A 22,854-nucleotide genomic window follows, 5' to 3' on the forward strand; every position below is an offset into this window, starting at 1 on the left:
GGGCGGCATGGAAACCGCTCGAAGAATCAGTGTATATCCGGCCGTCGGGCCGGGCGGGCGTGGCGGCGATGCCGCCTTCACGGTCGCGCGCCGGCGGCGGCCACGCGCAGCGCGAGACGGGTCATTTCTTCCCAGGGGTCGGACAGGCGGCCCGGCACGGACAGGCCCTTGATCAGGCGGTCGACCTCGTGCGCGTGCTGCACGGCGGCCGGCCAGACGCCGGGCTGCACCCGGCTCAGGGCCTGCAGCGCCAGGCGTTCGTGCGCGCCGAAAATGCGCAGGCGGCGCATCAGGCCGTTGACGTCCTGCCCCAGGGCGCGGGCCTGGGCCACGCGGGCCAGCAGGCGGATTTCCTCGCCCACGGCCCACAGCACCAGGGGCAGCGCCTCGCCTTCGGCGCGCAGGCCGTCGAGCATGCGGATGGTGCGGGCGGTGTCGCCGGCCAGCATGGCGTCGCGCAGCCCGAAAACGTCGTAGCGCGCCACGTTCAGCACCGCGCGTTCGACGTCCTCGGCGGCCAGCTGGCCTTCGGGGTAGAGCAGGCCCAGCTTCTGGATTTCCTGGTGGGCGGCCAGCAGGTTGCCTTCCACCTTGTCGGCCATCCACTGCAGCGTGGCGTTGTCGGCGCGCTGGTTCTGGCGCGCCAGGCGCTGGCCGATCCAGGCCGGCAGGCGGCCGCGCTCGATGCTGGCGATATCGACCATCGCGCCGCCGCGGGCCAGCGCCTGCATCCAGCGGCTTTCGCGGGTGGCCTTGTCCAGGCGCGGCAGGGAGATCAGGACCAGCGTGTCGGCGTCGGGCTGTTTCTCGGCCTGCTCGGCTAGCCGCGCCAGCGTGTCGGCGCCGGGCTTGCCGGGCTTGCCCGTGGGGATCTTGAGTTCGAGGATGCGGCGGTCGCCGAACAGCGACACGCTTTGCGTGGCGGCGATGACCGCGCTCCAGTCGCTGCGCGCGTCCATCACCATGGACAGCCGCTCGGTATAGCCGGCGCCGCGCGCCGCGGCGCGCAGCGCGTCCACCGCCTCGGTCACCAGCAGCGGCTCGTCGCCCGACACCGTGTACAGCGGCGCCAGCCGGTTGCCCGGCCGTTGCAGCTGTTCGGCCAGGCGGTCCGCGTCCAGGGGCTGTGCCATCAGCGCACGTTGGCCGGATCGGTGGTGGACGGCGTCTGCCAGGGCGTGGGCGTACGCTGCGGCTGCGGCGCGGTCGGGTCGTACAGCGGGGTTTCGCCGCTCTCGCCGCGCCGCTCGGCGTTCTCGAAGGCCTCGCGCACGTCCGGGGCCGTCATGCGGCGCAGCAGCCGCGAAACGAGATCGCGCTGCATGGACTTGTACAGCGTTTCGATCTGGCCCTGCTTGGCCTGCACGACCTGGTCGTCGTAGGGCATTTCGCGGTAGATCGACAGCGTGGTGTCGGGAATCAGCGCGCGGCCCTTGGCGTCGATCAGGCGGAACGTGTAGTTGATGCCGAGTTCGTATTCCTCGACGCGGCCCTGCGCGTTGAGCGACACCTCGCGCAGCGTGCGCGAATCCGAGACCTGCTGCAGGATGGCCTGGGCCTCCTTGGGCGTGGCGACCAGCTTGGTGTCGGGCGAGGCCGCGCGCAGCGAGCGGCGCACGTCGGCGCCGAACTGCGTGTTGTCGGGGATGCCGACGTACAGCGTCTCGAACGGCATGGGGGTGACTCCCCGCAACGCGAAACCGCAGGCGGAGAGCAGCATGAACAGCGCCAGGCAGGCGCCGCGCAGCAGCCAGGGTAGGCGGGGGAAGTGCGTTTGTTGCCCGGCGAAGTGCATGCTTGACCTCATCAGCCTACGACGTTGACCAGTTTGCCCGGAACCACGATGACGCGCTTGGGCGGGCGGCCTTCCAGGAAGCGGGCGACCTCTTCCTGGGCGGCCGCGAGCTTCTCGATGTCTTCCTTGGGCGCCTTGGCGGCCACGCGGATCGAGCCGCGCAGCTTGCCGTTGACCTGGAGCATCAGTTCGATCTCGTCGGCCACCAGCGCCGCCTCGTCGACGTGCGGCCACGGCGCGTCGAGCAGGTCGCCCAGCTCTTGCGCGTAGCCCAGGTCGCGCCACAGGTGCCAGGTGATGTGCGGCACCACCGGGTACAGCACGCGCAGCAGCACGCCCAGCGTTTCGGCGTAGGCGGCGTCCGCGTGGGCGCCCTCGGGCAGCTTGGCGTCGTCGATGGCGTTCAGCATCTTCATGCAGGCCGACACGACGGTGTTGTACTGGATGCGCTGGTAATCGTAGTCGGCCTGCTTGAGCAGCGCATAGACTTCGCGGCGCAGGTCCTTCACGGGGGCCGGCGCCTGGGCCCAGTCGGCGCCGTGGGCCAGGCCGCGGGCCACGGCCTCGCGCCTGGCGTAGCTGATCGACCAGAGGCGGCGCAGGAAGCGGTTGGAGCCTTCGACGCCGGAGTCGGACCATTCGAGGGTCTGCTCGGGCGGGCTGGCGAACATGACGAACAGGCGGGCCGTGTCGGCGCCCATGGTGTCGATCAGGGATTGCGGATCGACGCCGTTGTTCTTGGACTTGGACATCGTGCCCACGCCGCCGTAGCTGATCTCGGAGCCGTCGGCCTTGAGCTTGGCGCCCACGATCGCGCCGCGCGCGTCATAGACGTTCTCGACGTCTTCCGGCCAGAAGTATTCGATGCCGCCCTGGGGCGTCTTGCGCGAATAGATATGGTTGAGCACCATGCCCTGGCACAGCAGCTTGGTGAAGGGCTCGTCGAAATTGAGCAGGCCCATGTCGCGCATGACCTTGGTCCAGAAGCGCGCGTACAGCAGGTGCAGCACCGCGTGCTCGATGCCGCCGATGTACTGGTCCATCGGCATCCAGTAATCGTTGCGCGCGTCGACCATGGCGTTGTCGTTGCCCGGCGAGGTATAGCGCATGAAGTACCAGGACGAGTCCACGAAGGTGTCCATGGTGTCGGTTTCGCGGCGCGCCGGCTTGCCGCACTTGGGGCAGGCGCAGGACAGGAAGGCCTCGTTCTTGGCCAGCGGGTTGCCGCTGCCGTCGGGGATGAGGTCGTCGGGCAGCACCACCGGCAGGTCTTTTTCGGGAACCGGGACCGGGCCGCAATCGGCGCAATGGATGATGGGGATCGGGGTGCCCCAGTAGCGCTGGCGCGAAATGCCCCAGTCGCGCAGGCGCCAGGTGGTCTGCTTTTCGCCCAGGCCCTGGGCGCCCAGGTCGGCGGCGATGGCGTCGACCGCTTCCTTGTGCGAGAGGCCGTCGTACTTGCCGGAGTTGATGGTGCGGCCGGCCTGCTTGTCGCCGTACCATTCCTGCCAGGCGTCGGCGGAGTACTGCTTGCCGGCCACGTCCACGACCTGCTTGATCGGCAGCCCGTATTTCCGGGCGAAGGCGAAGTCGCGCTCGTCGTGCGCCGGCACGCCCATGACGGCGCCGTCGCCGTAGCTCATGAGCACGTAGTTGCCGACCCAGACTTCGACGTCGGCGCCGGTGATCGGGTGCGTGACGTACAGGCCCGTGGGCATGCCTTCCTTTTCGCGCGTGGCCATTTCGGCCTCGGTCGTGCCGCCCAGCTTGCATTGCTCGACGAACGCCGCCAGCTGCGGGTTGGACAGCGCGGCCTGCGTGGCCAGGGGGTGCTCCGGCGCCACGGCGCAGAAGGTCACGCCCATGATGGTGTCGGCGCGGGTGGTGAAGACGTACAGCTTGCCGTCCTGGATCAGCTGGCCGTCCGGGCCGGCGATCTTGTGGGGGAAGGCGAAGCGCAGGCCCTCGGACTTGCCGATCCAGTTTTCCTGCATCAGGCGCACGCGCTCGGGCCAGCCGGGCAGGTCGTTCTGGACGGCGCCCAGCAGCTCGTCGGCGTAATCGGTGATGCGCAGGTAGTAGCCCGGGATCTCGCGCTTTTCGACCAGCGCGCCCGAACGCCAGCCGCGTCCGTCGATGACCTGCTCGTTGGCCAGCACGGTCTGGTCCACCGGGTCCCAGTTGACCACCTGGGTCTTGCGGTAGGCCACGCCCTTTTCCAGCATCTTGAGGAACAGCCACTGGTTCCACTTGTAATACTGCGGATCGCAGGCGCACATCTCGCGCGACCAGTCGATCGCCAGGCCCATCGCCTTCATCTGCTTCTTCATGTAGGCGATGTTGTCGTAGGTCCACTTGGCCGGCGGCACCTTGGACTTGATGGCGGCGTTCTCGGCCGGCATGCCGAAGGCGTCCCAGCCCATGGGCATCAGGACGTTATAGCCGCGCATGCGCAGCTGGCGCGCCATCATGTCGTTGATGGTGTAGTTGCGCACGTGGCCCATGTGCAGCTTGCCGCTGGGGTAGGGCAGCATCGAGCAGGCGTAGAACTTCGGCTTTTCGGAGCCGTCCGCGTTCGTCGCGTGTTCGTGGACCAGGTAAGCGTCGCGGGCCTGCCAGTCTTGGTGGGCGGCTGCTTCGACGGTATTGGGGAGGTAACGTTCCTGCATGGGCTCGTGCACGATGGCAAAAAAGGGTGAGCCGCCCGGCCGCGCGGAGCGCGGAGGCGGCCAAAACCCCTGATTATAGGAGGTGCTAGGCGCGGGCTGGGCGCGAGGCCGTTTCCGGGATGCGCGCGCTGGGCGACAGGGCGCCGTACAGCAGCGTAATCCCCCCGAGAACGGCGCCCGCCGTGACCACGCCGGGCCAGCCAAAATGGGCGTACAGCCAGGACGATACCAGCGAACCGCTGGCTCCGCCGATGAAGTAGCTGGTCATGTAGCCGGCGGTCAGGCGGCTGCGGGCCTCGGGGCGCAGCCGGTAGAGGGCGCTGCTATTGGTGACATGTACGCCCTGTATCGCCAGGTCCTGGATCAGAATCCCGACCAGCAGGGCGATCACGGACGCCTGCCCGAATGCGATCAGTCCCCACGAACCGAGCAGCAGCAGCAGGCCGGCCCGGGTGGCCAGGTTGCCCAGGCCGCGGTCGGCCAGGCGGCCGAAGCGGTTGGCGGCGTAGGCGCCGGCCGCGCCGGCCAGCCCGAACAGGCCGATCGTGGTGTTGTTGTATTCATAGGGCGGGCTGGCCAGCAGAAAGGTCAGGGGCGTCCAGAGCATGCTGAACGAGGCGAACAGCAGCCCGCCCAGCAGCGAGCGGGCGCGAAACAGCGGCTCTTCGGCGAACATCTTCAGGATGGAGGCCAGCAGACGCGGGTAGCTCAGGCCGGCCGGGCTCTGGTAGCGGGGCAGCAGGCGCCACAGCGCGGCCGACATGGCCAGCATCAGGATGGCGGCCACCCAGTACACCGTGCGCCAGCTGCCCAGGTCGGCCAGGGCGCCGGCGACCGTGCGGGCCAGCAGGATGCCCAGCAGCAGGCCGCTCATGACCGTGCCCACGGCCTTGCCGCGTTCATGGGGCGCGGCCAGCGTGGCGGCGAACGGCACCAGGATCTGCGCCACCACCGACAGCATGCCGGTCAGCGCCGTGCCGACGATCAGCACCGTGATGCTGGGGGCGAAGGCCGAGATCAGCAGGGTGGCCGAGGACAGCAGGCTCATCAGCACGATCAGGCTGCGGCGCTCGAACATGTCGCCCAGCGGCACCAGCAGCATCAGGCCCACCGCGTAGCTCAGCTGCGCCGTGGTGACGATGGCGCCGGCCGCGGCGGTCGACAGCGAGAACTGCTCGCCGATGGTGTGCAGCAGCGGCTGCGCGTAATAGTTGCTGGCGACCGCCAGGCCGGTGGCCACGGACATCAGCAGGATGATGGGCGCGGTCAGCGCCGGGGTCTGGGGGGAGCGTGATGCGGAATTCATGGGTCTGGCGCTCAGGCGTCTATGCCGCCGGGGGTTTCCTGGTCGAGCCGGATCAGCATTTTCCTGAGCAGGCCGGCCAGCTGCTTGCGTTCCGCGGCCGACAGCGGCTCCAGCAGTTCGTTCATGTCTTTCAGGTAGTCCTTCAACACCGCCTTGATCAGGCGCAGGCCTTCCGAAGTGAGCGAGACGATCACGCCGCGGCGGTCCTCGGGATTCGGGCTGCGCGCCAGCAGCCCGGCCTCTTCAAGGCGGTCGAGGCGGTTGGTCATCGCGCCGGAGGTCAGCAGCAGGGCCTCGACCAGCTTCTGCGGATTGAGCGCGTAGGGCGCGCCGCTGCGGTACAGCGTGGCCAGCACGTCGAACTCGCCCTGGTGCAGGGTATGGCGGCGAAAGCCGTGGTTGACGTTGCGCGTGGCCAGCGCGTTGAGGCGGAACAGCCGGGTGATCACGGCCATGGGCGCGAAGTCCTGGCCCGGGCATTCCCGGCTCCATTGCGCGATGATCCGGTCGACGAAATCGGTCGTGGCTTGCATTTGTTTTGAAGTAAAGTATCTTTACGTGAAGATAAATTCTAGCAGGCCGGCCGCGCGGCGCGCAATCGCGGCGGCAAAAAAGAAGGGCCCGCCTCTTGCGAGGCGGGCCCTTCCGGCTTGACCGGATTAGCGCGGAATTACTGCGCGGCGTCCTTCAGCTTCTTGAGCGGGCGAACCTTCACCTTGACCGAAGCCGGCTTGGCGGGGAACCAGCGCTCTTCGCCGGTGAACGGGTCCTTGCCGAAGCGCTTGGCCTTGGCCGGAACCTTCTGCACGGAGACCTTGAACAGGCCCGGCAGCGTGAATTCGCCGGCGCCCTTCTTGTCCACGGAGCCCAGCACCGAGGTTTCCAGGCTGGCCAGCACGGCCTTGACGGACTTGGCTTCGACGCCGGATTGCTCAACGATGTAGGCGATGAGCTGGGTCTTGTTCAGGGCAGCCTTGATGGCCTTGGGGGCGGCGGCGACCTTCTTGGCGGCGACGACCTTCTTGGCGGGAGCGGCCTTCTTGGCTGCGGGTTTCACAGCGGTCTTGGCGGCCGTAGCCTTTTTGGCGGGCGCCTTGGCGGCGGGTTTGGTGACTTTCTTGGCAGGAGCTTTTGCTTTCGTGGCCATGGTCAAAATCCGTTTGTTGAGGACATGGAGCAGCGCGTGCCGGGTATCGGCAATAGACGCCACGCGCCCGATGATAGCGGAAGAGCGCCGGTTGATGCGGTTTTCCAGCGGGTTTTCTGCCGCTGTTTGTTGTTTTCGGCGCAGAAAGTGCCTTCTACAAGGGCTCCGGCGCGATGCCGCGGCCGATGAACCAATGGCGCTGCGCATGTTCCAATGGCGGGCGCGCGGTTTCGCCGCGCAAGAAAAACCATGCATGGAAGTGAAGCAGCGATATGTTGATGAAGAAGTTGGCGGCGAGCCTGATCGTCGCGGCCGCGTGCGTTTCGGGCGCAGCGGCGCAGTCCATGGCCGCGCCGGCCCTGACGGCCAAGGCCTGGCTTTTGCTGGATGAGACCAGCGGCCAGGTGATCGCCTCGCATGCCGCGAGCGAGCGGATCGAGCCCGCGTCGCTGACCAAGATCATGACGGCCTATGTCGTGTTCGAGGCCCTGAGCAAGAAGGAATTGTCGGCCGGCCAGATGGTCACCGTGTCCACGCGCGCGTGGAAAGTGCCGGCGGGCAGCTCCAAGATGTTCCTGGAGCCGGGCTCCAAGGTCTCGGTGGACGACCTGCTGCGCGGCCTGATGATCCAGTCCGGCAACGACGCGGCCATCGCGCTGGCCGAGGCGGTCTCGGGCAGCGTCGAGGCCTTCGTGGCGCGGATGAACGACACCGCCGTGAAAATGGGCCTGCACGCCACGCATTTCGCCAGCCCGCACGGCCTGCCGGACCCGGGCACCTACTCGACCGCGAGCGACCTGTCGGTGCTGGCTACGCGCTTCATCCGCGACTATCCCGCGCTTTACCGGACCTACGATTCGGCCAAGCAGTTCACCTACAACAAGATCACGCAGCCCAACCGCAACCGGCTGCTGTGGCTGGACCCCAGCGTCGACGGCCTGAAAACCGGGCATACGGAGTCGGCCGGCTACTGCATCGTGGCCAGCGCCAAGCGGCCCAACGGCGCCGACGAGCGGCGGCTGATCACGGTGGTCGTGGGGACCGCGTCCGATAAGCTGCGCACGCAGGAAAGCCGCGAGTTGCTGGAGTGGGGCTTTCGGGGGTTCAATACCATCAAGCTTTACGCGCGCGGCGAGTCGGTGGCCACGCCCGAGGTCTGGAAGGGCGCGAGCGACAGCCTGAAGGCTGGATTCGCGCGCGACGCCTACGTCACCGTGCCGGCCGGCGCCAAGGTGGAGCGGGTCTGGACGCCGCAGGAGCCCCTGATCGCGCCGATCGCGTCGCAGGCCACGGTGGGCGAGATGCGCGTGCTGGTCGACGGCAAGCCCGCCCTGCAGTTCCCCGTGGTGGCGCTGGAGCCGGTGGCCGAGGCGGGTTTCGCGGGCAGGGCATGGGATTCCATCCGCTTGTGGTGGCGCGGCCAGGCGGGATAAACGGAGGTGTGAAATGGCGGTGAGTTTTCCTGGAGGTCCGGCGCCCGCGCCGACGGCGGACGATCCGCTGGCCCTGCTGTCGGCCTGCCACGGGCGCATCGCCCGCCAGTGCGCCACGCTGGGACGGCTGGCCGCGCACCTGCCGGCGCATGGCAGCGACGCGGCGGCCCAGACCGCCGCGGCCAGCGTGCTGCGCTACTTCGAGACCGCGGCCGTCCATCACCACGAGGACGAGGAAGAAGACCTGTTCCCCGCCCTGATCGATTCCATGGCCGGCTCCGACGCGGTGTGCCTGCATGAGCTGGTCGACGGCCTGGTCGCCGAACACCGGCAGCTGGCCCGGCGCTGGGAGCCGCTGCGCCAGGCGCTGGCCGACATTTCCCAGGGCCGGCGCGCCGAGCTCCCGGCCGGCGAGGTCCAGGCGTTCACCGAGGCCTACGCCGCGCACATCCGCCGTGAGGAAGAAGAACTGCTGCCCATGGCCGCGCGGCTGATCGCCGACGACGCGCTGGCCGCGATCGGCCAGGCCATGAAATCGCGGCGCGGCGGCGAGGCGGGCTGAACCATGAAGCGCAACGCCTGTTTCCGCCAGAAACTGCAGGCCCCGGCCCTGGCGCACGCCATGTCGGCGCACAACCCGCTGTCGGCCCGGCTCGCCGAGCAGGCCGGATTCGACGCCATATGGGGCAGCGGCTTCGAGCTCTCGGCCAGCCACGCCGTGCCGGACGCCAACATTCTTTCGCCGTCGCAGCACCTGGACATGATGCGCGCGATCGCCGCCGCGGTGGACGTGCCGGTCATCGCCGACATCGACACCGGCTTCGGCAACGCCATCAACGTGTCCTACATCGTGCCGCAGTACGAGGCGGCCGGCTGTTCGGCCGTGGTGATGGAAGACAAGACCTTTCCCAAGGACACCAGCCTGCGCGCCGGCGGCCGCCAGGAACTGGTGCGCATCGAGGAATTCCAGGGCAAGGTCGAAGCCGCCTGCGCGGCGCGCCGCGACGCGGATTTCTGCGTGATCGCCCGCACCGAGGCCCTGATCGCGGGGGCGGGCGAGCGCGAGGCGCTGGCCCGGGCCGCGGCCTACGAGGCCGCCGGCGCCGACGCCATCCTGATCCATTCCAAGCAAAGCGCGCCCGACGAAATCCTGTCTTTCGTGGCCGCGTGGCAGGGGCGCGCGCCGCTGGTGCTGGTGCCCACCTCCTATCCGCAATTGCGCGAATCCGACATCCAGGCGCTGGGCAAGGTGGGGCTGGTGATCTACGGCAACCATGCCATCCGCGCCGCTGTGGGCGCGATGCGCGAGGTTTTCGCCCGCATCCGGCGCGACGGCGGCATCCACGAGGTCGACGCCGGCCTGCCGTCGGTCAAGGAAATCATCGCCCTGCAGGGCGACGCCGCCATGCGCGAGCTGGAACGCCGCTACCTGAAATAGGCGCCGGTCGCGCTGCCTCCGATGTTGCGTTGCGCAAGCCGGCGCGAGGGTTTACGCTAGACGCCCCTGCCTCGGGGGGAGACGCATGATCGGCCGGGGCAAAGAACGATGTCCGAGGGTAGACAAAGAATGATGCAGGGGGGCAAGCAAGCCGCGCGCCGGTTGTTCGGTTCGTGGGTGGATGAGGTGGACGCGCAAACCTTGCGCGCGGATGCGGCGGCGGGCCTGCTGGGCGCGCTGCTGGTGCTGCCGCAGGGCGTGGCGTTCGCCATGCTGGCCGGCCTGCCTCCCGAATACGGCCTGTATTCGGCCATCGTGCCCTGTATCGTGGCCGCGCTCTTCGGTTCCAGCCGCCACGTCATGTCCGGTCCCACCAACGCCAATTCGCTGGCGCTGTTCGCGGTGCTGACGCCGCTGGCCGCGGCCGGCAGTCCGGGCTACATCGAGCTGGCGCTGGCCGTGACGGTGCTGGTCGGCGTGATGCAGTGGCTGGTGGGCACGCTAAGGCTGGGGTCGCTGGCGCACTTCATTTCGCCGTCGGCGCTGTTCGGCTTCACCAGCGGCGCGGCCTTGCTGATCGCGGTGCACGCGCTGAAAGACGCGCTGGGGCTGCCCGCGCCCGATTCGCACGGCACCGGCGCGCTGCTGGCCAGCCTGGGCGCCAATATCGGACAGGCGCATGTGGGCGCGGTGCTGGTGACGCTGGTGACGCTGGCGGTGGCCATGCTGGTGCGCAAGCTGGATAAGCGCAAGCCCTTTATGCTGGCCGGCCTGGCGGCGGGCACGCTGGCGGCCGCGGCGTTCAATGCGCTGACCGAAGGCCAGCCGGTATCCGTGCTGGGCGCCATCGCCCAGCCCTGGCCGCCGTTTCACGTGCCCAGCGTGGACTGGCGCGTGCTGCCCGACCTGCTGAGCCTGGCCTTCGCGCTGACCATCGTGGCCCTGGCGCAATCGATCTCCATCGCCAAGGCCGTGGCCACGCGCTCGGGCCAGCGCATCGACGCGAACCGCGAATTCGTGGGGCAGGGGCTTTCCAATATCGCCGGCGGATTCTTTTCCTGCTATTTGTCCTGCGGTTCCCTGAACCGTTCGGTGCCCAACTACGAGGCCGGCGCCAAGACGCCGCTGGCCTCGGTGTTCTCGGCGCTGCTGCTGATGGCGCTGGTGGCCGTGTCGGCGCCGCTGCTGGCCCGCATCCCCCATGCGGCCATTTCGGGGCTGCTGCTGCTGGTGGCCTGGACCCTGCTGGACATCCCGCGCTGGCGCCTGCTGATCCGCACGCAGCGCAATGAATGCATCATCGCCGCCGCGACCCTGGCGGCCACCATCACCATTCGCATGGAAGTGGCGATCCTGCTGGGCACGGTGCTGTCGCTGATGGTCTACCTGCACCGCACCTCGCGCCCGGCGATGCGTTCCATGGGCTTCGACTCGCGCGGGCCGCAGCGCCGCTTCGTGGTGCTGGAACATGCCGAGGACGCGCTGCCCGAATGCCCGCAGCTCAAGCTGCTGCGCATGGAGGGCTCGGTGTACTTCGGCGCGGCCACGCACGTGGCGCAGCGCCTGCACGAGCTGCGCGCCGCGCCCGACGCGCCGCGCCACCTGCTGGTGATGGCCAAGAGCATGAACTTCATCGACATGGCCGGCGCCCAGGTCTGGGAAGACGAGCTGGCCGCGCGCCGGGCGATGGGGGGCGACCTGTATTTCCACCGGCCGCGTCCCGAGGTGCTGGCCATGTGGCGGCGCACCGGCTTTCTGGAGCGTCTGGGCGAGGACCACGTGTTTCCCGACAAGGCCACGGCGCTGAGCAGCATCTACGCCAGGCTCGACCGTTCCATCTGCGCCGGCTGCAAGGCCCGGATCTTCTGGGAATGCCAGCAGCCCGACGCTAGCCCGGCTGGGGCGCCTCCGTCCCAAGATACGCGGCCTTGACCCGTTCGTCGGCCGCGATGTCGGCCGGCGCGCCTTCGGCCAGCAGGCCGCCGCGCACCAGCACGGCGATGCGGTCGGCATGCTTGAACACCACGTCCAGGCTGTGCTCGGTGAACAGCACCGCGATGCGCCGGGTGTCGGCCAGCTGGCGGGTCAGGCGCATCAGCGCGTGGCGCTCGTTGGCCGCCATGCCGGCGGTGGGCTCGTCCATCAGCAGCAGGCGCGGCCGGTGCGCCAGCGCCATCGCCAGCTCGACCCGCTTGATCTCGCCATAGGCCAGCGTGCCGCAGGGCGCGGCCGCCTTGTCGGCCATCTGCACCTGCGACAGCAGCGTCAGGGCTTCGTCGACCGCGTGGAGGCCGGCGCGGCGCCAGGGGTTGAAGAGCAGCCGGTCGCGCGACAGCAGCGCCGTCTGCACGTTTTCCAGCACGGTCATGGAGCGGAAGGTCTCGGCCGTCTGGAAGCTGCGGCCCACGCCCAGCCGGCAGATCCGGCGGGCCGACAGGCCCACCAGCTCGCGGCCGTCGAGCAGGACCGAGCCGGCGTCCGGCCGCAACTGGCCGCCCAGCACGTTGAAGCAGGTGGACTTGCCGGCGCCGTTGGGGCCGATCAGGGCCAGCATACGGCCGGCTTCCAGCGTGAAGGACACGTCCGCCAGCGCCTCGATGCCGCCGAACGATTTGCGCAGCCCGCGCACCTGGAGCAGCGGAGCCGAACTCATGCGCGCCTCCCGCGCAGGCGCGTCGCCGCGCCCGCCAGGCCTTCGGGGAAGGCCAGCACCAGCACCAGGATGGCCAGGCCCAGCACCGCGTGCCAGTACTCGGTGCTGCGCGCGGCGGCGTCCTGCAGCCAGGTGTAGGACGCCGCGCCCACCAGCGGGCCGGCCAGCGTGTGCAGACCGCCCAGCAGCACCATCACCAGGCCGTCCACCGAACGGCTCACGGCCAGCACGTCGGGGGCGATGCTGCCCTTGGAAAACGCATAGAGCGAGCCGGCCATGCCGGCGGCGAGCGAGGCCGCCACGAAGCCCGCCCATTGCAGGCGCCGCGCGTCCATGCCGAGCGCCTCGGCGCGCAGCGACGAATCACGCACGCCGCGCAGCGCATAGCCCAGCGGCGAGAACGCCAGCCGGCGCAGCCACCAGATGCCACCGGCGCACAGCGCCAGCGTCAGGTAATAGAACCACGGGCCCTGCGACAGCCAGGCCGACGGCCACAGGCCGATCAGCCCGTTGCTGCCGCCGGTCACGTCGTCCCATTGATAGGCCAGCGCCCACAGGATCTGCGCCACCGCCAGCGTCAGCATCGCCAGGTACACGCCCGACAGGCGCACGCAGAACCAGCCGAACAGCAGCGCGCCGAAGGCCGCGGCGAAGGGGCCGAGCAGCAGCGCCGCCTCCATCGGCACGGCCGCCAGCTTCAGCAGCAGCGCCGCGCCGTAGGCGCCCAGGCCGAACCAGGCCGCGTGGCCGAAGGACGTCATGCCGGCCAGCCCCGTCAGGAAATGCAGGCTGGCGGCGAATAGCGCGGCGATCAGGATCTCGGTCAGCAGGATGCCGAAGTACGGCCATTGCAGGGCGGCCACCGGCGCCAGCGCCAGCAGGACCAGCAGCAGGCCGTAGGCCCGCCGCAGCCGGCGGCCGGCCGGCGCGATCGGGCGCTCGGGGGCGGCGGCCTGCGACGAGGGCGCGGGCGGCTGGCCCAGCAGGCCCCAGGGCCGCGCCACCAGCACCACCGCCATCACGGCGAACTCGGCCAGCAGCGTGAGCTTGGACAGATTGAAGACCCACGGGCCGATCTGCACCTGGCCCAGGAACACGAACACGGCCTTGACCGAACAGATCAGCAGCGCCGCCAGGAAGGCGCCGGGTATCGAACCCAGGCCGCCCACCACCACGACCACGAAGGCGCTGGCGATGATCTCCAGGTCCAGCCCCAGCGTGGCGGGCACGCGCGGCGCGGCCAGCGCGCCGCCCAGGCCGGCCAGGAAGGCGCCCAGCGTGAAGGCCGAGGTGAACAGCCACGCCTGGTTCACCCCCAGCGCGGCCAGCATGCGGCGGTTTTCCGCCGCCGCGCGCAGCAGCCGGCCCCAGCGCGTGCGCATCAGCAGCAGCCACAGCAGGCCCAGCACCACCGGGCCGGCGGCGATCAGCAGCAGGTCGTATTCGGGATAGCGGCGCCCCAGGATCTGCACCGCGCCGGACAGGCCCGGCGCGCGGGCCGAGAACAGATCCTCCGGGCCCCAGATCGCCAGCGCGGCGTCGCCGATGATGAGCACCAGCGCGAAGGTGGCCAGCAGCTGGAACAGTTCGGGGGCCTGGTACAGGCGCTTGAGCACCAGCCATTCGGCGGCCGCGCCGATCAGGCCCGTGGCCAGCGCGGCCAGCAGCAGGCCGGCCCAGTAGCCGGCGCCGTCGCCGAAATAGCCGGTGAAGGTCCAGGCCAGGTAGATGCCCAGCATGTAGAACGAGCCGTGGGCGAAATTCACCACCCGGGTCACGCCGAAGATCAGCGACAGCCCGGCCGCCACCAGGAACAGCGCGCTGGCGTCGGCCAGGCCGTTGAGCAGCTGCAGCAGCAGTCCGGAAAGGCTCATCAGGGCGCCGGGCGCATCTTGCGGACCTGCTCGTCGGGCGGCTGCAGGCGGGCGCCGTCGATGTAGGCGAAGTCCTTCATGACGCCCTTGCCGTCCTCCACCGCGGTCGTGCCCACGTAGACGCCCATGGTCGATTGATGGTCGATCTTGCGGTAGTGGATCTGGCCGTAGGGCGTGTCGACCTTGAGGCCGGCGAACGCGTCCACGAGCTTTTCGGTGTCCACGCTGCCGGCGGCCTTCAGGCCTTCGGCGATGGACATCAGCGAGGCGTAGCCCACGACCGAGCCCACCTTGGGCGTTTCGTTGTAGCGCTTCTTGTAGGCCTCGACGAAGGCCGTGTTGGCCGGGGTGTCGATGGCATACCAGGGATAGCCGGTGACGATCCAGCCGGTCGGGGCGTCGGCGCCCAGCGGCTCCAGGTACTCGGGCTCGCCCGACAGCACCGACACCACGGCGCGGTTCTCGAACAGGCCGCGCGTATTGCCTTCGCGCACGAAGCGGGTGAGGTCGGCCGCGAACAGCACGTTGAAGATCGCGTCCGGCTTGGCGTCGGCCAGCGCCTGCACCACGGCGCCGGCGTCGACCTTGCCCAGCGGCACGGCCTGCTCGGCCACGAATTCCACGTCGGACTGGAAGGCCTTCATCATGGCCTTGAACGTGGCCACGGCCGACTGCCCGTATTCATAGTTGGGATAGACGATGGCCCAGCGCTTCTTGCGCAGCGCCAGCGCCTTGGGGGCCAGCGCCGCCACGTGCATCCACGTGGAGGGGCGCAGCCGGTAGGTGTAGCGGTTGCCGTCCTGCCAGGTGATCTTGTCGGTGAGCGGCTCGGCCGCCAGGAAGAACACCTGGCGCTGCTTGGCGAAGTCGGTCAGCGCCAGGCCGGTGTTGGACAGGAAGCCGCCGAACAGCAGCTCCACCTTCTCTCGCGCCAGCAGTTCCTGCGCGGCGCGCACCGAATCGCCGGGATTGCCGTTGTCGTCGCGCGAGATGACTTCCAGCTTGCGGCCCAGCACGCCGCCGCCGGCATTGACCTGCTCCAGCGCCAGCTGCCAGCCTTTCTTGTAGGGGCCGAGGAAAGCCGGGATCGCCTTGTAGCTGTTGATCTCGCCGATGCGGATCGGGGGCTCCTTGTCTTTGGCGCTGGCGATCGGGGTCAGCGCCAGGGCCAGCAGGGCCGGCGCCAGCGCGCGGCGCAACAGGGTAAGGCAGGGACGGAGCATGGCAGATATCGCGTTCGAGGGATCGGGCCCCGCGGGCGGGGGCGGCGGCCCAATTGAAGCATGTGTTTTCGCCGTGCCGCAACAACGCGGTCGCCGGATGGAAAAAAAGGCCCTGCATTGCAGGGCCTTTCGGGGTCTTCCGGGATACCGGCTGAATTACTTCAGCTTGGTTTCCTTGTAGTCGACGTGCTTGCGAGCGACGGGATCGAACTTCTTGATCAGCATCTTCTCGGGCATGTTGCGCTTGTTCTTGGTGGTCGTGTAGAAATGACCCGTGCCGGCGGTCGACTCGAGCTTGATCTTTTCGCGGATACCTTTGGCCATGTCGTGCTCCTAGTATGTAGATTGGCGGGAGGGCCGATTAGGCGATTTCGCCGCGGGCACGCATTTCGGCCAGGACGGCGTCGATGCCGTTCTTGTCGATCGTGCGGATGGCCTTGGCCGAAACACGCAGGCGGACCCAGCGGTTTTCGCTTTCAACCCAGAACCGGCGCGATTGCAGGTTGGGCAGGAAGCGACGCTTGGTCTTGTTGTTCGCGTGCGAAACATTGTTGCCCACCATCGGGCCTTTGCCGGTCACTTGGCATACGCGTGCCATGGATGCACCTCTTAGTGTCGTTCTTGGCGCGTATCGCTCGAGGGAGGCTGACGTGGGTTTCGCCGCCGGGCTGAATTGCCGGCCACCCAGTCTTAGTGGATGAGAGCCAGCCTTGCGGCCTGGCCCTGTGCTTATACCCGCTGCCTGCCACCCGCGGGGACTGGATTTCGGGGTTTTCCAAATTCCAGTCTGGCGCTACGCGGTTGGGGTCAGAGTGCTGAACTACAAAGCATAGTAGTCCTGCACGGGAAACTTCGTATGAAGACAAAGATTCTAATACGAAAAACCCAAATAAATCAAGCAGCCAGCTTAGCGGGTGTGCATTTGCGCCACGCGGCCGGAAAACCAGGACAGGCAGGCGCAGGCCGCCAGCGTGGCGGTCAGGGGCAGGGCGCTGTCGGCCTGCCAGGCGCTGACAGCGAAGCCGGCCAGCGCGCCACAGGACAATTGCAGCGTGCCCAGCATCGCCGAGGCGGCGCCCAGGCGCTTGCCCTGGTCGGCCAGCGCCAGCGCGGCCGAATTGGGATTGACGAAGCCCTGGCTGCCCATATAGGTGATCAGGCACAGCATCAGCAGCGGCAGCGTCATCCAGCCGGCCAGCGTCAGCGCCACCGCCGCCAGGCTGGCGCAGGCCAGCGAGGTCAGGGCGCGGCGCTGCAGCTGCCGCGGCGTGTAGCTGCGCAGCAGGCGGGCGCTGATCTGCGAGCAGACGATGAGCGAGAGCGCGTTGGTGCCGAACAGCAGGCCGTAGTACTGGGGCGGCACGCCGTAGAGTTCGATGAACACGCGCGGCGAGCCGATGATGTAGGCGAACATGCCGGCCTGGCCGAAGCCGCCGGCCAGGCTGTGGGCCATGAAGCCGCGATGCGCGAACAGGTCGCGGTAATTGCGCAGGATGGTGCTCCAGCGCAGCGGCACGGCGCGTTCGGGCGCCAGCGATTCCTTCATGATCTTGAGGACCGCGAACATCAGCATGGCCCCGCCGGCCAGCATCACCCAGAACAGGCTGCGCCAGCTGGCGATGGCCAGCAGCTGGCCGCCGACCAGCGGCGCCAGTATGGGGGCCAGGCCCATGATGAGCATCAGCAGCGACAGCGCGCGGGCGGCCTCATGGGTGTCGTAGTGGTCGCGGATGACCGCGCGCGGGATCACGATGCCGGCGGCGCCGCCCATGGCCTGCACCACGCGCCAGCCGGTCAGCGCCTCGACCGACCCGGACAGCGCGCAGCCCAGCGAGGCCACCATGAACAGCGCCAGGCCCACCAGCAGCGGCGGCTTGCGGCCGTAGCGGTCGGCCATCGGGCCGTAGAAGACCTGGGCCATCGCCAGTCCGATCAGATAGGCTGCCAGCGTGCGCTCGACGTCGCCGCGGGGCACGCCCAGGTTGGCCGCGATCGTGGGGAACGCGGGCAGGTACATGTCGATGGCGAACGGGCCGATGGCCGTCAGCGCGCCCATGAGGATTAGCCAGCCGGGCAGGCCGCTGCGGAAAGAATCAGATGGGGGCATGGGGGATCACTTCTACGCGCGGGAGAGGGCACCGATGCGGTTTGTTGCGCGTTTTGGACCAAATCACAGACTGTATCACGGGCCACCTTACACTCAAGTGTCAGCTTTTTTCCGATAAAGTCGTCGAGGTCCGTACGCATCCAGGGGAGTAGCCGTGAATCCTTTGTTGTCTGTAGTGGAACGCAAGCTGCAGGCCTTGCCCGTGACCGTCCAGCTGGTGTTGCCCGACGGCGCCGTGCTGGGGGCCCCCGAGCCGCGGGTCCGTTTCGTGGCCCACGACAAGGCGGCGCTGGCCCACCTGGCCGAAGGCGCCGTCGGCATTCTTGGACAGGACTACGTCGAAGGCCGCATCGACATCGAAGGCAATATGCGCGACGTCATGGCCGCGGCCGCGGCGCTGCTGCCGGGTTCGCCGGTGGACGCGGCCCGCGGCGGCTGGCTGACCGAGCTAGTGCGCAAGGTCATGTCGGTGTGGCGCCACTCGGTGGAGCGCGACGCCAAGCAGATCGAATTCCACTACGACCTGTCCGACGAGTTCTACGCGCTGTGGCTGGACCCGCGCCGGGTGTATTCCTGCGCCTATTACCGCCGTCCCGACATGACGCTGGCCCAGGCCCAGGAAGCCAAGCTCGACCATATCTGCCGCAAGCTGCGCCTGCGGCCGGGCGAGCGTTTCCTGGACGTGGGCGCGGGCTGGGGCGGCCTGCTGTTGTGGGCCGCCGAAAACTATGGCGTGGACGCCACCGGCATCACGCTGTCGCGCAACCAGCACGCCTATGTCAGCCGCCTGATCGAGGAAAAAGGCCTGGGCGGGCGGGTGCGCATGGAACTGCTCGACTACCGCAAGCTGGACGAATCCGTCCCCTACGACAAGATCGCGTCGGTCGGCATGTTCGAGCACGTCGGCCGGGCGCAACTGGAGTCCTATTTCGCCAAGCTGCGCCGCCTGCTCAAGCCCGGCGGGCTGATCATGAACCACGGCATCACCGCGGCCGGGGTCTACAACGCCGAACTCGGCAACGGCATGGGCGAATTCATCGAGAAGTACATCTTCCCCGGCGGCGAGCTGACCCACATCAGCGTGGTGCTGGAAACCCTGACCAACGGCGGGCTGGAAGAGGTGGACGTCGAAAACCTGCGCCCGCACTACGCGCGTACCCTGTGGGCCTGGAGCGACGCACTGGAGGCGCGCCTGCCCGAAGCCGCGCAGATACTGTCGGGGCCGCAGGGCGAACGCTCGCTGCGGGCCTACCGGCTCTACCTGGCGGGCTGCGCCATGGGCTTCGAGCACGGCTGGATCGCGCTGCACCAGGTGCTGGCCCAGCCGCCGGCCGGCGGACGCGCCGACGAACTCGACGATCCGGCCGACTTGGCCTATCCGTGGCGCCGCGATTACATGTACCAGGAACGTTGAGCGGCGCGCAAACGGCGTTTTGGCCGCTCCGGAAAAGGGTATGAATGTATTAATAGGAATATATTCTTTACTAAATGAAACCTTACGCTTCGGACAGAATTTCCCAGGGAAAATCGGCGGCTTACCCCTGCGGACTCCGGGTTATCCCGGGGGCGTTTTTCCTGAAATGTATCTGTTTTGTTCGGGCGGGGCTTGGGTTGAGCGGCAATTTCGTTTAAGATGCTCGCTTCTTCGTTCAGTTTGTTCACTTTCTGTGGGTTTTCAAAAACCGCGTTTTTGAAGCTCCTGTCTTGCAAGATCCCGCACCCTCGCGGACGGTCTTGTTGCTAGTGTCGGTTTGTATTGGCGGTTCTGCCCGTCTTCCGCACAACCCCCTTAGCTCCATGGCACCCACGGGCCTGGCCCGGCGTGTGTCCCTGAACCTATGGAGGCAAAAGCCAATGCGTTTCACCCCTGTCAAGACTCTGGTCGCCGCGGCCGTGTTCTTTGCATTCGCCGGTTCGGCCCAGGCCGCCGACGCGCCTCAGTGCGAACTCAAGCGCCCCGTCAACTTCGGCGCCATGAACTGGGAATCCAACCTGGTCCTGGTCGACGTCGAACGATTCATCATGGAAAAGGGCTACGGTTGCAAGACCGAAACCCTGCCCACCGAGACCCTGCCCGCCCTGGCCGCGCTCGAGCGCGGCGACCTGGACATCAACACCGAAATCTGGCTGAACAGCGTGGCCGCTCCCTGGGAGCGCGCCGAGAAGACCGGCAAGGTCAAGCGCGTCGGCGAGCTCTACATGGGCGCCGAAGGCTGGTACATCCCGCGCTACACGGCCGAGCGCCTGCCGGAACTGAAGTCCGCGGCCGACCTGCCGAAGTTCAAGGACGAGTTCAAGGACCCGGAAGAGCCCGGCAAGGGTCGCTTCTACGGCTGCCCGGCGGGCTGGGGCTGCGAAGTGACCAGCACCAACCTGTTCCATGCGCTCAAGCTGGACGACACCTACACCCTGTATTCGCCCGGCACGGGCGCGGCGCAGAAGGCGGCCCTGATGTCGGCCTACAAGCGCAAGCAGAACGTCGTTTTCTACTACTGGTCGCCCACGCCGCTGGTCGGCTCCATGGACCTGGTCAAACTGGAGCTGCCGCCTTATGACGCGGAAAAGCACAAGTGCCTGACCGCGCCCAAGTGCGCCAATCCCCAGCCCAGCGCCTATCCCGACAATCCCGTTTTCACGGCCGTAAACACCAAGTTCTCGGAGGAGGCCCCCAAGCTCACCGAATTCCTGTCCAAGGTGTCGGTGCCGCTGCCCGTGATCAACGAGACCCTGGCCCACATGGAAGAGTCCGGCGACGAGTCCGGCGCCGTGGCCAAGTGGTTCCTGAAGAACAAGCCCGACGTCTGGACCAAATGGGTGCCTGCCGACGTTGCCGGGCGCGTCCAAAGCGCGCTGTAAACACCCTGGCTGCGCGCCGCCGAGGCGCGCACCGGCCCACTCCCGGGCCGGTCTGCCGTGCCGCTGGCCTGGCGGACGGCTCCCGCCCCGCGGGCCTCTTGGTGTCTTCGCCCCGTCTGCCGCCGCCATGCGCGGCTTCGATGCGGGCGGCGAGCGCGCCAGAATGGAGTAGAACGAATGTTTCCTGAAATTATTCCCGCCCGGCAGGTCCGGGGGGCGATCGACGGTTTCGTCGATCATTTGGTCACCAACTACGCGGATACGCTGGAAAAAATGTCCCAGCCCGTCCTGCACGCGCTGGTGTGGCTGGAGCAGCTGCTGCGCAGCTCGCCGTGGTGGGCCGTGGTCTTGGTCACCGTGGCCATCTCCTGGGGCGTGAGCCGCCGCATCGGCCTGAGCCTGGCGATGGGCCTGCTGCTGTGCGTGATCGGCGTGCTGGGCCTGTGGGACGCCGGCATGCAGACGCTGGCGCTGATGATCATGGCCGCCGGCCTGTCCGTGCTTATCGGCATCCCGCTGGGCGTGCTGATGGCGCGCGTCAACTGGCTGCGTTCCGGCATGCTGCCGGTGCTGGACGTGATGCAGACCATGCCCAGCTTCGTGTACCTTATTCCCGTGGTGATGCTGTTCGGCCTGGGCAAGATCCCCGCCATCATCGCCACCGTCATCTACGCCGTGCCGCCGCTGATCCGCCTGACCGACCTGGGCATCCGCCTGGTCGACCGCGAAGTGCTGGAGGCCTCGCGCGCCTTCGGCGCCAATCCGCGCCAGCAACTGTTCGGCGTGCAATTGCCGCTGGCGCTGCCCAACATCATGGCGGGCATCAACCAGACGACGATGATGGCGCTGTCCATGGTGGTGATCGCCTCGATGATCGGCGCGCGCGGCCTGGGTTATGAAGTGCTGCTCGGGATCAACCGCCTGGAAGTGGGCCGCGGCCTGCTCGCGGGCCTGGGCATCGTGGTGCTGGCCGTGCTGTTCGACCGGATCACGCAATCGTATGGACAGCGCATGCGCAAGGGAGGCCAGCGATGAGCAAGATCGAGGTCAAGAACATCTACAAGATTTTCGGGCCGCACCCGAAGAAATGGCTGCAGGCCGCCCAGAACGGCATGAGCAAGGAACAGCTGCTGGCCGAAAGCGGCCATACGCTGGGCCTGCGCGACATCAGCCTGTCCATCGAAGAAGGCAGCATCTACGTCATCATGGGCCTGTCGGGTTCCGGCAAGTCCACGCTGATCCGCCACTTCAACCGCCTGATCGAGCCCAGCGCCGGCCACATCCTGGTCGACGGCGTGGACGTGGTGAGCCTGAACAAGCGCGACCTTGAAGTCTTCCGCCAGAAGAAGATGAGCATGGTGTTCCAGCGCTTCGGCCTGTTCCCGCACCGCACCGTGCTGGACAACGCCGCCTACGGCCTGACCGTGCAGGGCGTGGGCCGCGCCGAGCGCGAGCAGCGCGCCCGCGAATGGCTGGACCAGGTGGGCCTGTCGGGCTTCGAGAACCAGTATCCGCACCAGCTGTCAGGCGGCATGCAGCAGCGCGTGGGCCTGGCCCGGGCGCTGGCCACCGACGCCGAAATCCTACTGATGGACGAAGCCTTCTCGGCGCTGGACCCGCTGATCCGCCGCGAGATGCAGGACCAGCTCTTGCAGTTGCAGGCCAAGCTCAACAAGACCATCGTGTTCATCACGCACGACCTGGACGAGGCCCTGCGCCTGGGCAACCGCATCGCCATCCTCAAGGACGGCGAGCTGGTGCAGGAAGGCACGCCCGAGGACATTCTGCTGAACCCGGCCAACGATTACGTGCAGTCGTTCCTGCAGGACGTGAACCGCACCAAGGTGCTGAACGCCACGCACGCCGTGAACCCGGCGCGCCTGACCCTGACCATGCGTTCGCGCCCCGCGCACGCCATGGACCGCATGCGCGCGCTGGACTACGAGTACGCGCCGGTGCTGGACGGCAAGCGCCTGGCGGGCGTGCTGACGGCCGAGGCCGCCGAGCGCGCCATCGCCGACGGCGTGCGCGACGTCTCGCGCTACGTCGAGGACCTGGCCTCCGTGCCAGCCACCGCGGGCCTGGGCGAAGTGCTGGCCCAGCTGGTCCACAGCGACCAGCCCGTGGCCGTGACCGGCGAGGACGACGAGTTCATCGGCATGCTGTCGCGCAAGAAGGTCGTGGAACTGGTCACGCCGGCCCTGGCCGATACGCCGGCGCCGGCCGACGCCGAGGCGGCACCGCAGGCCGAACCCGAGCCGGAGCGCCGCGACCAGGCCGCCTGAATCAGGGTAGATCCGTATCCGGATCGCGGCCGCGGCGCGGGCAAAGTCCGGATATCATGAGCGACGGG

General features: G+C 68.1%; 21 protein-coding genes. 8 read left to right on the forward strand and 13 right to left on the reverse strand.

Annotation, left to right across the window (positions count from 1 at the left end; all coding sequences use genetic code 11):
- Window positions 1–77: 77 nt before the first annotated feature.
- The 7 genes from holA to AC1IQ6_RS07760 form a co-directional block, all read right to left on the reverse strand.
- Window positions 78–1,133 (reverse strand): DNA polymerase III subunit delta, encoded by a 1,056-nt coding sequence (gene holA / locus AC1IQ6_RS07730; protein WP_102772798.1) that lies wholly within the window; start codon window positions 1,131–1,133, stop codon window positions 78–80.
- On the reverse strand, window positions 1,133–1,795 hold the full coding sequence (locus tag AC1IQ6_RS07735) for an LPS-assembly lipoprotein LptE (protein WP_485866087.1): 663 nt from the start codon (window positions 1,793–1,795) through the stop codon (window positions 1,133–1,135). The genes holA and AC1IQ6_RS07735 overlap by 1 nt, the downstream gene beginning before the upstream one ends.
- An 11-nt stretch (window positions 1,796–1,806) precedes the next feature.
- The gene (leuS, locus tag AC1IQ6_RS07740; protein ID WP_209166122.1) at window positions 1,807–4,464 is read right to left on the reverse strand and encodes a leucine--tRNA ligase; all 2,658 of its coding nucleotides are present in this window, start codon (window positions 4,462–4,464) and stop codon (window positions 1,807–1,809) included.
- 85 nt (window positions 4,465–4,549) lie between these two features.
- Window positions 4,550–5,770, reverse strand: a complete 1,221-nt coding sequence (locus AC1IQ6_RS07745; RefSeq protein WP_209166121.1) for an MFS transporter — start codon at window positions 5,768–5,770, stop codon at window positions 4,550–4,552.
- 11 nt (window positions 5,771–5,781) lie between these two features.
- The gene (locus AC1IQ6_RS07750; protein WP_102772794.1) at window positions 5,782–6,303 is read right to left on the reverse strand and encodes a MarR family winged helix-turn-helix transcriptional regulator; all 522 of its coding nucleotides are present in this window, start codon (window positions 6,301–6,303) and stop codon (window positions 5,782–5,784) included.
- A gap of 137 nt (window positions 6,304–6,440) precedes the next feature.
- Complete coding sequence (locus AC1IQ6_RS07755; RefSeq protein WP_102772793.1) at window positions 6,441–6,917, reverse strand: HU family DNA-binding protein; 477 nt, start codon at window positions 6,915–6,917, stop codon at window positions 6,441–6,443.
- Window positions 6,918–7,071: 154 nt separating this feature from the next.
- Window positions 7,072–7,263 carry a hypothetical protein gene (locus AC1IQ6_RS07760; protein ID WP_168202315.1) on the reverse strand — a complete coding sequence of 64 codons (192 nt, stop codon included), beginning with the start codon at window positions 7,261–7,263 and terminating at the stop codon, window positions 7,072–7,074.
- On the opposite strand from AC1IQ6_RS07760, the gene AC1IQ6_RS07765 reads away from it, so the two are divergent.
- From AC1IQ6_RS07765 to AC1IQ6_RS07780, 4 genes are all read left to right on the forward strand, one after another.
- Window positions 7,190–8,350, forward strand: a complete 1,161-nt coding sequence (locus tag AC1IQ6_RS07765) for a D-alanyl-D-alanine carboxypeptidase family protein (RefSeq protein WP_102772792.1) — start codon at window positions 7,190–7,192, stop codon at window positions 8,348–8,350. The genes AC1IQ6_RS07760 and AC1IQ6_RS07765 overlap by 74 nt on opposite strands.
- Before the next feature lie 13 nt (window positions 8,351–8,363).
- Window positions 8,364–8,912, forward strand: coding sequence for a hemerythrin domain-containing protein (locus AC1IQ6_RS07770; protein WP_102772791.1), 549 nt, complete (start codon window positions 8,364–8,366; stop codon window positions 8,910–8,912).
- A gap of 3 nt (window positions 8,913–8,915) precedes the next feature.
- Complete coding sequence (locus AC1IQ6_RS07775; protein ID WP_102772790.1) at window positions 8,916–9,788, forward strand: phosphonopyruvate hydrolase; 873 nt, start codon at window positions 8,916–8,918, stop codon at window positions 9,786–9,788.
- Between the two features lie 129 nt (window positions 9,789–9,917).
- On the forward strand, window positions 9,918–11,720 hold the full coding sequence (locus tag AC1IQ6_RS07780; protein ID WP_247747819.1) for a SulP family inorganic anion transporter: 1,803 nt from the start codon (window positions 9,918–9,920) through the stop codon (window positions 11,718–11,720).
- Here AC1IQ6_RS07780 and AC1IQ6_RS07785 read toward each other — a convergent pair.
- The 6 genes from AC1IQ6_RS07785 to AC1IQ6_RS07810 form a co-directional block, all read right to left on the reverse strand.
- Window positions 11,677–12,441 (reverse strand): ABC transporter ATP-binding protein, encoded by a 765-nt coding sequence (locus AC1IQ6_RS07785; protein WP_102772788.1) that lies wholly within the window; start codon window positions 12,439–12,441, stop codon window positions 11,677–11,679. The genes AC1IQ6_RS07780 and AC1IQ6_RS07785 overlap by 44 nt on opposite strands.
- Window positions 12,438–14,315 carry an ABC transporter permease gene (locus AC1IQ6_RS07790; RefSeq protein ID WP_485866088.1) on the reverse strand — a complete coding sequence of 626 codons (1,878 nt, stop codon included), beginning with the start codon at window positions 14,313–14,315 and terminating at the stop codon, window positions 12,438–12,440. Before AC1IQ6_RS07790 ends, AC1IQ6_RS07785 begins: the two co-directional genes overlap by 4 nt.
- Entirely contained in the window at window positions 14,315–15,538 is a 1,224-nt protein-coding gene (locus AC1IQ6_RS07795) for an ABC transporter substrate-binding protein (protein WP_181390924.1), read from the reverse strand. The genes AC1IQ6_RS07790 and AC1IQ6_RS07795 overlap by 1 nt, the downstream gene beginning before the upstream one ends.
- A gap of 156 nt (window positions 15,539–15,694) precedes the next feature.
- Window positions 15,695–15,862: a 50S ribosomal protein L33 gene (rpmG, locus tag AC1IQ6_RS07800; RefSeq protein WP_003810296.1), complete on the reverse strand. Its 168-nt coding sequence runs from the start codon at window positions 15,860–15,862 to the stop codon at window positions 15,695–15,697.
- Window positions 15,863–15,899: 37 nt separating this feature from the next.
- Window positions 15,900–16,136, reverse strand: coding sequence for a 50S ribosomal protein L28 (gene rpmB / locus AC1IQ6_RS07805; protein WP_043541771.1), 237 nt, complete (start codon window positions 16,134–16,136; stop codon window positions 15,900–15,902).
- Between the two features lie 309 nt (window positions 16,137–16,445).
- Complete coding sequence (locus AC1IQ6_RS07810; protein WP_102772786.1) at window positions 16,446–17,594, reverse strand: Bcr/CflA family multidrug efflux MFS transporter; 1,149 nt, start codon at window positions 17,592–17,594, stop codon at window positions 16,446–16,448.
- Between the two features lie 205 nt (window positions 17,595–17,799).
- Here AC1IQ6_RS07810 and AC1IQ6_RS07815 point away from each other — a divergent pair, with 205 nt between their 5' ends.
- The 4 genes from AC1IQ6_RS07815 (at window position 17,800) to AC1IQ6_RS07830 (ending at window position 22,786) form a co-directional block, all read left to right on the forward strand.
- The gene (locus AC1IQ6_RS07815) at window positions 17,800–19,059 is read left to right on the forward strand and encodes a class I SAM-dependent methyltransferase (RefSeq protein WP_485866089.1); all 1,260 of its coding nucleotides are present in this window, start codon (window positions 17,800–17,802) and stop codon (window positions 19,057–19,059) included.
- A gap of 440 nt (window positions 19,060–19,499) precedes the next feature.
- Window positions 19,500–20,501, forward strand: coding sequence for an ABC transporter substrate-binding protein (locus tag AC1IQ6_RS07820; protein ID WP_102772784.1), 1,002 nt, complete (start codon window positions 19,500–19,502; stop codon window positions 20,499–20,501).
- A 177-nt stretch (window positions 20,502–20,678) separates the two neighbouring features.
- Window positions 20,679–21,536: an ABC transporter permease gene (locus AC1IQ6_RS07825; protein WP_485866090.1), complete on the forward strand. Its 858-nt coding sequence runs from the start codon at window positions 20,679–20,681 to the stop codon at window positions 21,534–21,536.
- Window positions 21,533–22,786 carry a quaternary amine ABC transporter ATP-binding protein gene (locus AC1IQ6_RS07830; protein WP_111827100.1) on the forward strand — a complete coding sequence of 418 codons (1,254 nt, stop codon included), beginning with the start codon at window positions 21,533–21,535 and terminating at the stop codon, window positions 22,784–22,786. Before AC1IQ6_RS07825 ends, AC1IQ6_RS07830 begins: the two co-directional genes overlap by 4 nt.
- Window positions 22,787–22,854: the final 68 nt, after the last annotated feature.

It is taken from the genome of Achromobacter sp. MUI-25009338 (genome assembly GCF_057359325.1).